This window comes from Streptomyces sp. PH9007, from assembly GCF_059813725.1.
The window spans coordinates 5101912-5114126 of record NZ_CM187440.1 but is presented as its reverse complement, the minus strand read 5'-3'; the positions used below and the strand labels follow the sequence as shown (position 1 = coordinate 5114126).

The following is a 12215-nucleotide window of genomic DNA, read 5'->3' as shown; positions in this document are numbered from 1 at the left end:
AGCTGTCGCGCGGCGTCGTTCCAGGCCGCGGGGGATATGGGCAACGGAACTCCTCGGTCGGGGACATGGACGGCCGGGATCCGCGCTCAGCGGTCCCGGAGCATGATCACGGCGCGTTTGTCCGGCAGGTCGGCCTCGGCCGTCTTGCGGAAACCGGCGCCGCGGAAGGCCGCGATGGAGGCGGCGTTGCGGACATCGGGCTCGGCGACGATCCGCCCGCTCCGCGGCCGGTTCCGCAGCACCAGCTCGCACACCGCGCGCAGCAGTTCGGCGCCGAGTCCGCGCCCGCGGTCCCGGCCCGCGCCGATCAGCAGGTGCAGGCCGGTGTCCTCGGGCAGCGCCGGGTAGTGGCGGGCGAGCGGATCGAGGTCCGCCCGGTAGATCTCCCAGTAGCTCATCGGCCGCCCGTCCAGCAGGCCCAGGCACGGGACGCTGCGGCCGTCGCCCGCCAGCTGGGCGCCGACGTGCGCGGCGGTGCGCTCGCGCGGGCCCGCCAGCGCCCAGTAGCGGTCCACCGCTGGGTCGTTCATCCACCCGGTGATGAGCTCCAGGTCGCGCTCCGGGTCCACCGGCCGCAGCCGGAACTCTCCGCCCGCGGTGCCGGCCGGGCCCCAGTCACCGATGGCACCGACCGGTGGGGCGGGCGCGGCGGGGCGCGGCAGCTCCAGTTCCAGGGTGTCCTCGCAGCCCGGTTCGCGGATGGACACGGGCGCCTCCTAGCAGGTGATGAGGGGGTTGGGGAGCGTGACGTACACGGACTGGCCGTCGACCGGGCCCACGAGTTCGTCCAGGCCGCGCAGCCGGGTGAGCAGATTGCCCTTGCAGCGCAGGGTGGCGCTGTCCAGGAGGTGGCCGGCGAGCCGGGAGACCGGCTCGCCCCGGCCGGTGGCCAGGCCGCCGAGGAAACGGCGGAACGCGGCGAGCAGCAGCGCCTCGTCCGCCAGGCGCTGGGAGCCGAAGGCACCGATCAGGCCGAGCACATTGTTGATGCCGAGGTAGTAGGCGAAGCGCTCATCGGTGACCTGGTCGCTGACGAAGGTGTCGGACCGCTCACCGATGCCGGGCAGCCGGCGGTCGAGTGCTTCCCGGGCCGACTCGCGGAAGTAGTAGCCCTGATTGTCGCGGTAGCGGCCGCCCACCGGCCAGCCCTCGGCGTCCAGCAGCACCAGGGTGTTCTGCTGGTGGGCCTCCAGGGCGACGCCGGCCTGCGCGTCCAGCCACAGGATGGGCCGGACCACCGTCTGCAGATAGCGCAGGAACCACTCGGCGGAGACCGAGGCGACGCCGCGGCCGGTGCGTTCGGCCAGGGTGCCCACGACGTCGGCGAGCCGGGAACGCAGCCGGTACGGTCCGGCGCCCGGCCAGGGACGCGGCGCGGTCAGCCCGGCCAGGCACACCGGGTCGTCCCCCGGCGTGAAGGGGTTGTGCCGCAGCAGGGTGTCCAGGCCCGGTACCGGGGTGCCGCTCTCGTCGTCCACCGCGAGGTAGGCGGGGTCGCGCACGATGTCGAAGCCGGGTCCTTCGGGGAAGGCCGCCCGCCACTGGTCACCCAGGCCGCTGCCCAGCAGCCGGTGCACCTCCACGCCCCGGTGCAGTTCCTTGCGGAGGTTCTCCCGCCGGGAGTTGGTGATGCTGAGCCCGAGCGAGAGCTTGAGCATAAACGGCGCGCCGGGGCGGTGCACCGTACGCACCGAGGAGGTCGGGTGCCACGGGGCGCCGTGTTCGCCCAGGTCGTGCAGCGCGCCGGCGGCGACCAGCGCCGCTACGGCCGGGCGGTGCAGCACGTCGCGGGCCTGCCAGGGGTGCAGCGGCAGCGGTGCGGTGCCCTTGGGCAGCGGCAGCGCGGAACCGGCGAGCCGGGCGGCGAGTTCGGGCGCCGCGGTGATGGTGCCGTCGCCCGCGTGCCAGGCGGAGTCGGTGGCCAGCAGTTCCCGGTCGACGGCCAGCCAGTGCAGCGCGAAGGAGCCGCGCAGTTCCGGGGAGTACCGCCGGGACTCGGCACCGGCGAGCCCCTCGCGGCTCTTGGGTGTGGGGTGCAGCGGATGGCCGAGCAGCAGGGCCTGTTCGCCCTCCAGGAAGGCGTCCGCGTGGGCGGCAGGGCCGGGTTCCGCGCGGCGCTCGGTGAGGAAGACGGCGGTGCGCTGTACGGAGTCGGCGACCCGGCCGACCAGCGCGATCGACTCGCGTACGCCCCGCGCGCCGTGCGCGCCGGCCACGCCCTCCCGGGCGAGCAGCGCCGCGAGGGTGGCGGAGTCCACCGGGGCGCCGCCGGCCGGGGCGGGGTCCAGCGCCGCGGGGCCGAAGCGGTGCCAGCCGGTGGGCGACCAGTAGCGCACGGGCACCCGCAGGGTGCTGCCGGAGGCGGTGAGCGGCAGCCACAGTTCGCCGTCGGCCGGTCGCTCCACGCCGGTCTCCCGTACCCAGCAGCGCAGCAGGTTCTCGGTACCGGCGGCGTCGGCGGCCAGTTCGGGGTCCGGCTGCTCCAGCGGGTCGGCGGTGAGCGAGGGGGGTACGGCGGCGCCCGGCCCGGTCTCGGAGTCCAGCGGGCGGCGGTGCCCCGGGATCGCCGGCTCCATCAGCCGGGCCAGCCGTTGGCGCACCGGCTCACGCTCGCGGTCCGGGCTGCGCTCCGGGCGGGGGCGTGCGTTCATCGGTGTTCGGCGCGCGCGAGCCGGGGATGAGCCGCCGCGCCTCCCTCCTTCGGCCATTGGTGTCTGTCATGTCTGCGGCATCCAGCCGCATAGGGAGTAACGACGCGACGGCGACCTGAACACGGCCTGCGACAAGATCATTTACGCGGAACCGGCAGAACGGCTCGTCGCGCCCGCACAGGTGGCCGGAACCGGGGACCCCGTGACCGCCGTCTACGGGAGCACCTGCATAGTGGGGGTGTTCCCGCGCTGTCGCGGGGCACATGACAAAACGCACCAAGCCACATGACTCCGGGGGAGTTCACGCATGTCATCGATACGCGGGCGGTTCGGACGCCGCCGCACCACCCTGGCCGCCACGGCCATGGCGGCCGCACTCGCGCTCACCGCCACCGCCTGCAACGGCGATGACGACGCAAGCAACGACGCCAAGCCCAGCGACGGCACCGAGATCCAGGACCTGCTGGACAACCTGCCCTTCGACGTCGACCTCGAAGCCTGGATCAACGGTGGCTGGGAGGACTGGGACACCGACACGTGGGTGCGCGACATCGGTGAGTTCTTCAACCCGATCATCGAGGGCCTGTGGGACTCCGACCGCATGGAGGAGGCCCAGGACCCCGACCAGGCGATCGACGACGACGAGATCCAGGAAGACGTCAACCCGCCGCAGAACGACGACCCCGAGTCCGACCGCGGGATCACCGACTCCGAGCCGTTCCCGGTGGAGGCCGAGCAGGTCGCCTTCCCCTACACGGACAACGCGGCGCCGATCGGCAAGGTGTTCTTCGACGCCCCCGAGGGTTCCATGGTCTGCTCAGGCACCGTGGTGAAGGACCCGAACCGGCCCGGTCAGTCCAACCTGGTGGCCACCGCCGGGCACTGCGTGCACGCCGGCACCGAGGGCGGCTGGTTCCGCAACATCGCCTTCGTCCCGGCCTTCAACAACAACGGCACCCCCGACCCGTACAGCGCCGCGTACGAGGAGATGGCTCCCTACGGCGTCTACTGGGCCGACTACGTCTCCACCACCCAGTACTGGATCGACAACGGCACCGCGATGGGCGGCGGCGGCGCGCCCGGTGACTTCGCCATCCTCGAGGTGACCAACGAGAACGGCTCCGAGCAGTCCCTCGAGGAGACCGTCGGCAACGCCATCGAGATCGACTTCGGCGCCCCCGCCGTCTCCGGCCTGGGCGATGTCACCCTCTACGGCTTCCCCGCCGCCGATCCCTACGACGGCAACCTCATGTACAACTGCACGGACACCCCCTCGCGGCTGTCCCTGGACGACACCATGCCCGGGATGTACTGGGCCGGCTGCACCATGACCGGCGGCTCCTCCGGCGGCCCCTGGATCCGCTGGGACGCGAGCAACGACCCCAAGCTGATCTCCGTCAACTCCATCGGCCCGATGGAGAGCACCTGGCTGGCGGGCCCGCGCCTGGAGAGCGAGGCCCAGGCGGTGCTGGACCACGTGAGCAGCGGCGCCGGCCGCTGACCCGGCACACATCGAAAGGGCCCCGTGCCCTCCGCAGCGGCGGAGGGCACGGGGCCCTTTCCTGTCCTGGGCGGCTCAGCCGCGCGGCACGGCCAGCGGACCGCGTACGGCGTCCCCGCCCGGCACCGGCTCCGAGGGGTCGGCGCCCAGGGACACCACCCGGTTGTCCGCGTCGACGTGCACCACGCGGGGTCGCAGCGACCGCGCCTCGGCGTCGTCCACCTGCGCGTACGAGATGAGGATCACCAGATCGCCCGGCTGCACCAGATGCGCCGCCGCCCCGTTGATCCCGATGACGCCCGAGCCGCGCTCGCCCTCGATCACATAGGTCTCCAGCCGGCTGCCGTTGGTGATGTCGACGATGTGCACCAGCTCACCGGCCAGCAGATCGGCGGCCTCCATCAGCTCCGCGTCCACGGTCACCGACCCCACGTAGTGCAGGTCGGCCTGGGTCACCGTGGCACGGTGGATCTTGGACTTGAACATGGTTCGCAACATGAAGGGACTCCTGGAGCTCGGCTCCCTGCCTGCGCTGATGCGGGTCAAGGGCTCTGGTGCCACTCTACGACGCGCCACCCCCGTGCAGCACCGCTGCGGGGGCGACGACGCCCCAGCCTACGCAGCGCCCCCACGGGGCGGCGCGGCCCCCGGCCGGCCGACGTCGAGCCGCTCGGGAGGCCGCGCTCCCCGAACCGTACGGCGCGCCCGGCCCGTTCACCCCGGCGCCGGGTTCAGCCGCACCTCCCGTCCCCGCCAGCGCCCGCGCAGCCAGCGGTCGTGGCTGGCCACCACGACCGCGCCGGGTCCGCCGCCCAGCGCCTCCTCCAGCTCGTCGCACAGCCGGGGCGACAGATGGTTGGTGGGTTCGTCGAGCAGCAGCAGCTGCGGTGACCGCGCCACCAGGAGGGCCAGGGCCAGCCTGCGCCGCTGGCCGGCCGACAGCCGGTGGACCGGCAGCCCCACGTCGGCCTCACCCAGCAGCCCCAGCGAGAGCAGCGGAACCTCCTCCGCGCGCCGCGCCCCCAGCACGCGGGCGTAGATCTCGCGCGCGGTGCGCTCCGGATGAGCGAACCCGGTGTCCTGCGGGAGCAGTCCGATGGTCAGCCCCGGTCTGCGGTACGTCTCGCCCCGCGCCGGGAGCCGGCCCGCCAGGACCCACAGCAGGGTGGACTTGCCCGCGCCGTTGCCACCGGTGACCAGGAGCCGCTCGCCGGGATCGATGTCCAGCCGCAGGCGGGCCAGGCGGCCGGGTACGTGGACGTCGTGCAGCGAGACCAGGTGGGCCGTGCCCTCCCCGGGGTCCGCGCCGTGACCCCCGGCTGCCTCCGTCCCGACGGTCACCGGCCCCGGCCGGAAGGAGAGCGGGCGCGGCGGGGCGGCGATCGCGTCGCGTTCCAGCTCGGCCAGCCGCCGGTCGGCGTCCCGCACCCGGCGGGAGATCTGCCGCTGCACCCGGCCGCCGCGGTGCCCGTAGCCCATCTTCTCGTGATCCGTCCGGCCCCGGTCCGGCGCCAGGCGGTGCGCGGTCACCCCCGCCGCACGGCGCAGGCCCTCCAGTTCCTCCTGTTCCTCGGCGTACCGCCGTTCCCAGCGCCGGTACTCGGCCCGCTGGGCCGCCCGGTAGTCGGTGTAGTTCCCGCCGTACCGCACGGGGCCGCCGCCGGGCGCCGGATCGAGGTCGATCACCTCGGTGCACACCGCGTCCAGGAACGCGCGGTCGTGGCTGGCCAGCACGACGGCCCCGGGCAGGTCGCGCACCCGCCGCGCGACGAAGTCCGCCGCGTCGTCGTCGAGGTGGTTGGTCGGCTCGTCCAGCAGCAGCGCACCGGGGCGCCGTACGAGCAGCGCGGCCAGGGCCAGCCGGCCGCGCTGTCCGCCGGAGAGCGCACCGAGCGTACGGTCGCGCGGGACGCGGTCCAGGCCGAGCCCGCCCAGGATGATCGCCGCGCTCCGGTCGGCGTCCCACGCCTGCATCTCCTGGGCGTGTTCGAGCGCCCGGGCGTAGGCCTCCAGCAGGGCGGCGTGGTCCGGGGAGCCGTCCGGCGTCCGGCCCAGCAGTGCGGTGAGCTGGTCGAGTTCGGCCAGCGCGGCGCGGGGCTCGCGCAGCGCGTCGTCCAGGACGTGCGCCAGGGTCGCCCCGGCGTCGAAGGGCATCTCCTGGTGCAGGAAGCCCACGTCGTCCGGGCGGGTGACCCGACCGGAATCCGGTTGGTCCACCCCCGCGAGCAGCCGCAGCAGCGTGGTCTTGCCCACGCCGTTCTCGCCGATCAGGCCGATACGGCGGCCAGGAGCGGCGGTGAGGGAGAAGCCGTCGAGGATCCGGCGGCCGCCGCGGATCCGGACGAGGTCGTGCGCCAGCAGCGCGGGTCGGGACATGACGATCCACCTGGGGTGAGGGACGGACGGGGCCCGCCGGGCGTGCCGCCTCGGGCGCGGGCCGGAACGTACGCCGGGGTCACCCCTGGGGTGCCCCCGTCTCCGTCAGGGTGCCGTCGGCCAGCAACAGCCGGCGGCCGACCCCGATCCGGGCCAGGAACGGCTCGTCGTGGCTGACCACGACGAACGCGCCCCGGTACGCGGACAGCGCGCTCTCCAGCTGGCCCGCGCTGAGCAGGTCGAGGTTGTTGGTGGGCTCGTCGAGCAGCAGCAGGTGCGGGGCCGGCTCGGCGCACAGCACGCAGGCCAGGGTGGCGCGCAGCAGTTCACCGCCGGAGAGCACCCCTGCCGGGAGGTGGGCCCTGGCGCCCCGGAAGAGGAAGCGGGCGAGGAGGTTCATCCGCTCCGCCTCGGTGCGGTGCGGGGCGAACGCGGTGAAGTTCTCGGCGACGGTGCGCCCGGCGTCCAGCAGGTCAAGCCGCTGCGACAGGTAGGCCACCCGGCCATCCGCCCGGGTCACCTCCCCGGCGTCCGGTGCCAGACCGCCCTCCAGCAGCCGCAGCAACGTGGTCTTCCCGGCACCGTTGGGGCCGGTCAGCGCGATGCGCTCCGGGCCGCGGATGGACAGGTCGACGCCTTCGGCGCCGAAGAGCTGCCGCTCGCCGCGGCGTACCCGCAGGCCGTGGCCGAGGAAGAGGTTGCGCCCGGCCGGTACGCCGGTGTCGGGCAGGTCCAGGGTGAGCCGCTGTTCGTCGCGTACGGCGCGGCCTGCCTCGTCCAGCCGGGCCTGCGCGTCGCTGACCCGGGAGGCGTGCATCTGACCGGCGCGGCCGGCCGACTCCTGTGCGCCGCGCGCCATGTTGCCCGCGAAGATCCGGGGCAGCCCGGCGTTCTTCAGGTTGCGGGAGGCGTTGCTCGCCCGGCGCTCGGCGCGTTCCCTGGCCTGCTGCAGCTCGCGCTTCTCGCGCTTGAGTTCCTTCTCGGCGTTGCGGAGGTTCTTCTCGGCTGTCTCCTGTTCGGCGCTGACCGCCTGCTCGTAGGCGGTGAAGTTGCCGCCGTGGAAGCGGAGCGCGCCGCGGTCGAGTTCGGCGATGCGCTCCATGCGGTCCAGCAGCGCGCGGTCGTGACTGACCAGCAGCAGGCAGCCGGTCCAGTCCTCCAGGACGTCGTACAGCGTGCGCCGGGCGTCGAGGTCGAGGTTGTTGGTGGGCTCGTCGAGCAGCAGGATGTCGGGCCGCTTCAGGAGCTGGGCCGCCAGCCCGAGGGAGACGACCTGCCCGCCGCTGAGGGTGCCCAGGTCCCGGTCGAGGGCGAGTTCCGCGAGGCCGAGCCGGTCCAGCTGGGCCCGGGTGCGCTCCTCGATGTCCCAGTCGTCGCCGATCGTCGCGAAGTGCTCCTCGGCCACGTCGCCCGCTTCCACGGCGTCCAGCGCGCGGATCACCTCGGCGACGCCGAGCACCTGGGCGACGGTGAGGTCGGCTGCCAGCGGCAGGCTCTGCGGGAGGTATCCGAGAGGGCCGGAGACGGACACGGTGCCGGCGGTCGGGCGCAGATCGCCCGCGATGAGCTTCAGCAGGGTGCTCTTGCCGGAGCCGTTGGGCGCGACCAGTCCGGTGCGGCCGGCGCCGAGGGTGAAGGTGAGGCCGTCGAAGACAGGGGTGTCATCGGGCCAGGAAAAGGACATACCGGTGCACGTGATGAAGGTGTCGGACATGAAGAACCTCGGTGAGGGAGAGGGCGCGTCACAGCGCGGCCCGGAGGACGGGTGTCAGGGAACGACAACGAAGCCACCCCGGTGCGCATACGCACCGGCCGGCGGCCTGCCCATCCGGGTATCACCCCGAGATGTCGTCTTCACCCACCACGTCTGTGTCTCCCTGGAACGGTTCTCGACCCGATCGAGCCTACACGGTCCGCCCCGGCGGGGCGCGGGAAAATCCCGGGCCGCGCGGCGTGGCCGTCGCTGACAGGATGGGCGGATGACATCGCTGCGCGTCATCCAGGGGGATGCGACCGATCCGCAGGCGGCGGGGCCCAAGATCATCGCCCATGTCTGCAACGACCTCGGGGGCTGGGGCAAGGGCTTCGTGCTCGCGGTCTCCCGCCGCTGGCCGGAACCCGAGCGGGCCTACCGGCGCTGGCACCGGGAGCGGGCGGACAACGATTTCGGTCTGGGGGCGGTGCAGTTCGTGGAGGTACGCCGGGACATCACGGTGGCGAATATGATCGGCCAGCACGGGATGCGGACCGGGAGCCAGGGCAAGCCCATCCGCTACGAGGCGGTGGAGCAGTGCCTGCGGACGGTGGCGGCGGAGGCCGTCGCCCGCAAGGCGTCCGTGCACATGCCGCGCATCGGCTGCGGCCTGGCCGGCGGGACGTGGGCGCGCATCGGACCGATCGTCGAGGAGACCCTGTGCCGGTCCGGTGTCCCGACCACCGTCTACGACGTGGGCTGATCGCGGGTACGGCGCGCCCCGATGTGCCGGGCCCACCCGCGTACCGCCGCCGGGCAAGGGGTGCGTGCCCGGCGGCGGTACGGGGAGGCGGGGCCGGGGTCAGCCCTTGAGCCCGGTGTGGGCGAGGCCCTCGACGAACTGACGCTGCATGACGATGAAGAACACCAGCACCGGCAGCGCCGTCATGGAGGCCGCCGCCAGTTGCACGTCCCACATCGGGCCGCCGTAGGCGTCGACGAAGTGGGTGAGCGCCTGCGGCAGCGTGAACTTCTCCGGGGTCGACAGGAAGACGATCGGCTCCAGATAGAGGTTCCAGCTGTGCAGGAAGGTGAAGATGGCCACCGCGCCGAGCGCCGGCCTGGCCAGCGGCATGGCGATCCGCCGGTAGACGGCGAACTGGCCGAGCCCGTCCAGCCGGGCCGCCTCCTCCAGTTCTCTGGGGATGGCGATGAAGAACTGCCGCATGATCAAGGTGGCCAGCACGCTGGGGGCGCCGAGGATCGGCACCAGGATCAGCGGCCAGTGGGTGTCGATCATGCCCCACTCGTTGAACATCTGGAACAGCGGGACGATCGTCACCTCGCTGGGGATCAGCAGGCCGGTCAGCACCACGAGGAAGAGCGCGTTCTGGCCGGGGAAGCGGATGCGCGCGAAGGCGTACCCGGCCAGGGAGGAGACCGCGAGCGTCCCGAGGGTGACCACCAGCGCGATGTACATGGAGTTCAGGTACTGCGCGGCGAACGGCTGCACCTCGAAGACCCGTTGGTAGGCGTCCAGCCGGGGGCTGTCCGGCAGCAGCGAGGGCGGGAAGGCGAAGATCTCGTTGGCCGGTTTCAGGGAGGCCGTCACCATCCACCAGGTCGGGAAGAGGAAGGGGACGGACAGCAGCGCCAGCGTCCCGTAGACGATCAGCGCGCCGCGCCACGATCCTCCGCGTTTCGGCTTCCGACGGGCCGGCTCGTCGCGGTCCTGGTTGTTGCCCCCGGCGCCACGGGGGCGGCGGGTTGCGACCTCACTGCTCATGGAACACCCACTTCTTGCGCAACTGCCACTGGACGAACGTCAGCACGAAGACGATCGCGAACAGCAGCACCGACAGCGTCGCCCCGTATCCGAAGTGGTGGAACTGGAAAGCCTGCTGGTACAGGTAGTAGACGAGCACCGTGGTCGAGGTCCCCGGTCCGCCGCTGGTGAGCACATCGATCTGGGCGAACACCTGCAGGGAGCCGACGACCGTGATGATGGAGGTCAGCAGGATCGTCGGGCTGATCATCGGCACCGTGATGCGCACGAACCGCGTCCACCGGCCCGCCCCGTCCATCGTGGCCGCCTCGTACAGCTCCCGGGGCACGCCCTGCAGGGCGGCGAGGAAGAGCACCATGTTCAGACCGACGTTCTTGAAGACCTGCACCACGATCACCGAGAGCATGGCGGTGAACTCACCGCGCAGCCAGTTCGGCCCGGTCATCCCGAACACGTCGAGCAGCCCGTTGACGCCGCCGTTCTCCTGGAGCAGGAAGCGCCACACGATCGTCCACGCCACCAGCGAGACGACCACCGGGGAGAAGAACACCGTGCGGAAGAACGTCGTTCCGGCCAGCCGCCGGTTCAGCATCAGCGCCAGCCACAGCGCCAGGCTCAGGTTGAGCAGCACCAGACCGATGGAGAACACGGCGGTCGCCGTCAGCACCCCCGGCAGCGAGGGGTCGTTCAGCAGCTGGTCGTAGTTGTCCGTGCCGGTGAACTCGAAGGAGCCCGCCAGCACGTTCCACTCGTGCAGGCTGTACCAGAACACCAGGATCAGCGGCAGCAGGACGAACACGGCGCTGCCGATCAGCTGCGGGGCGACGAAGAGGTATCCGGCGAGCGCCTCACGGCGCCGGCCGGTCCAGAACGGGCGGCCGGGCGGCCCGGAGCGGTCCGCCCGCCGCCGCTCCTTCGGCACCGGGCCGCTCATCCGGGAACTCACCGGTCCAGCAGGGGCTGCACGGAGGCGCACACGTCCCCGAGCACCGCCGGTACGTCCGCGCCCGGCTTCCACAGCGCGTCCAGCTGGGCGCGCACGGTCTGCGCGATCTGCTCCTGCCCCAGATGGCTGGGCTTGACCACGCCGCCGGCGATGCCGGCCACCACGGTGTCCTGCAACTGCTCGGCACTGAGCAGCGGGTTGGTCTGCGCCAGGGTCTCGGCGGTCAGCTGGGACTCGCGGGGCGGCGGGAAGTACTCGGCGAGCCGGGCGGAGTTCTCCGGTGCGGTGAAGTGGGCCAGGAAGTCGGCGGCGATCTCGGGGTGGTCGCCGACCCGCAGCACGCCGAGCCCGGCCTGCCCGATCACCGCGTACTCGCCGGCCGGACCGGCCGGCAGCGGCACCATGTCCCAGGCGAAACCGGCCTCTTCGAGGAGCGAGGCGCGGGAGATCTGGGTGACGGTGTAGGCGGCCTCACCGGCGAAGAAGTCCGCGCTGGTCCCCGGCCCCGGCATCGCGCCGCGCTCGAAGACGGCCTCGTGCAGGAAGGTCATCGCCCCGACCATCTCGGGCCGGTCGAAGCCGCACTGGGAGGACGCGTCCCAGGCCTGGGCGTCCCAGCCGGTCCACAGGGTGGCGAGGTAGTCCCAGCCGGTGTAGTCGAAGTCGCGGATCACCATGCCGGAGGCGTCGGTCTGCCCGGCGACGGTGGACGCGGCGCCGATGACCTCGTCCCAGGTCCACTCCCCCGCGCCGGTCATCTCGCCGGGCGTGGGGACCCCGGCCTCGGCCAGCAGGTCGAGGTTGGCGAAGACCGCGAAGGGCGAGGTGGAGAACGGGTAGGCGAACAACTGGTCGTCCTCGCGCCAGAGTTCGGTGGTGGCGGGCAGCAGGTCCTGGAACTCGTAGCCCTCGGTCCCGGTCAGCACCTCGTCCAGCGGCACCAGCGCGCCGGAGGAGACGAAGTCCGGGGCGGAGCTCTCGAAGATCCAGGCCAGGTCGGGGGCGTTGCCGCCGGCGATCTGGGTGGTCAGCGCGGTGGTGTACCCGTCGAAGGGCAGCGGGTCGAAGGTGATCTTCTCGACCCGGGGGTGCTCCGCGATGTAGGCGTCGGCTATCTCGTCGAACAGCTCCAGGTGGGCGTCGTTCGCGGTCCACACGGCGACGCGCAGCGAGACCGGCGCGTCGGGGTCGCCCCCGCTGCCGGAGCCGCCGCAGGCGGTGAGGGTCAGCAGGCCGGCCAGCGTGGCCGCTGCCATGGGCCT

At 72.7% G+C, this 12215-nt stretch carries 10 protein-coding genes; 2 read left to right on the top strand and 8 right to left on the bottom strand.

All coding sequences use genetic code 11. From position 1 onward, the window contains the following. Positions 1 to 86: 86 nt before the first annotated feature. Entirely contained in the window at positions 87 to 707 is a 621-nt protein-coding gene (locus ACTFAP_RS23595) for a GNAT family N-acetyltransferase (protein WP_400011624.1), read from the bottom strand. Positions 708 to 716: 9 nt separating this feature from the next. Continuing rightward, positions 717 to 2651 (bottom strand): IucA/IucC family protein, encoded by a 1935-nt coding sequence (locus ACTFAP_RS23590; protein WP_500467332.1) that lies wholly within the window; start codon positions 2649 to 2651, stop codon positions 717 to 719. A gap of 307 nt (positions 2652 to 2958) precedes the next feature. On the opposite strand from ACTFAP_RS23590, the gene ACTFAP_RS23585 reads away from it, so the two are divergent. Then, positions 2959 to 4152 carry a trypsin-like serine peptidase gene (locus ACTFAP_RS23585; RefSeq protein ID WP_495682230.1) on the top strand — a complete coding sequence of 398 codons (1194 nt, stop codon included), beginning with the start codon at positions 2959 to 2961 and terminating at the stop codon, positions 4150 to 4152. Positions 4153 to 4227: 75 nt separating this feature from the next. Here ACTFAP_RS23585 and panD read toward each other — a convergent pair whose 3' ends face one another. The 3 genes from panD to ACTFAP_RS23570 all read right to left on the bottom strand — a co-directional run bounded on the left by panD (position 4228) and on the right by ACTFAP_RS23570 (position 8242). After that, positions 4228 to 4650, bottom strand: a complete 423-nt coding sequence (panD, locus tag ACTFAP_RS23580) for an aspartate 1-decarboxylase (RefSeq protein ID WP_390121612.1) — start codon at positions 4648 to 4650, stop codon at positions 4228 to 4230. Between the two features lie 216 nt (positions 4651 to 4866). Continuing rightward, a complete protein-coding gene (locus tag ACTFAP_RS23575) occupies positions 4867 to 6528 on the bottom strand; it encodes an ABC-F family ATP-binding cassette domain-containing protein (RefSeq protein ID WP_500467331.1) in 1662 nt (553 codons plus the stop codon). Between the two features lie 79 nt (positions 6529 to 6607). Beyond that, a complete protein-coding gene (locus tag ACTFAP_RS23570) occupies positions 6608 to 8242 on the bottom strand; it encodes an ATP-binding cassette domain-containing protein (RefSeq protein ID WP_495682229.1) in 1635 nt (544 codons plus the stop codon). A 265-nt stretch (positions 8243 to 8507) separates the two neighbouring features. Between ACTFAP_RS23570 and ACTFAP_RS23565 the strand changes: the two genes are divergently transcribed. Further along, positions 8508 to 8984 carry a macro domain-containing protein gene (locus ACTFAP_RS23565; RefSeq protein ID WP_500467330.1) on the top strand — a complete coding sequence of 159 codons (477 nt, stop codon included), beginning with the start codon at positions 8508 to 8510 and terminating at the stop codon, positions 8982 to 8984. Positions 8985 to 9083: 99 nt separating this feature from the next. Here ACTFAP_RS23565 and ACTFAP_RS23560 read toward each other — a convergent pair whose 3' ends face one another. The 3 genes from ACTFAP_RS23560 to ACTFAP_RS23550 form a co-directional block, all read right to left on the bottom strand. Then, positions 9084 to 9836: a carbohydrate ABC transporter permease gene (locus tag ACTFAP_RS23560; RefSeq protein ID WP_390125849.1), complete on the bottom strand. Its 753-nt coding sequence runs from the start codon at positions 9834 to 9836 to the stop codon at positions 9084 to 9086. Positions 9837 to 9996: 160 nt separating this feature from the next. After that, complete coding sequence (locus ACTFAP_RS23555; RefSeq protein ID WP_500467329.1) at positions 9997 to 10941, bottom strand: carbohydrate ABC transporter permease; 945 nt, start codon at positions 10939 to 10941, stop codon at positions 9997 to 9999. An 8-nt stretch (positions 10942 to 10949) separates the two neighbouring features. Next, on the bottom strand, positions 10950 to 12209 hold the full coding sequence (locus ACTFAP_RS23550; protein ID WP_500467328.1) for an ABC transporter substrate-binding protein: 1260 nt from the start codon (positions 12207 to 12209) through the stop codon (positions 10950 to 10952). Positions 12210 to 12215: the final 6 nt, after the last annotated feature.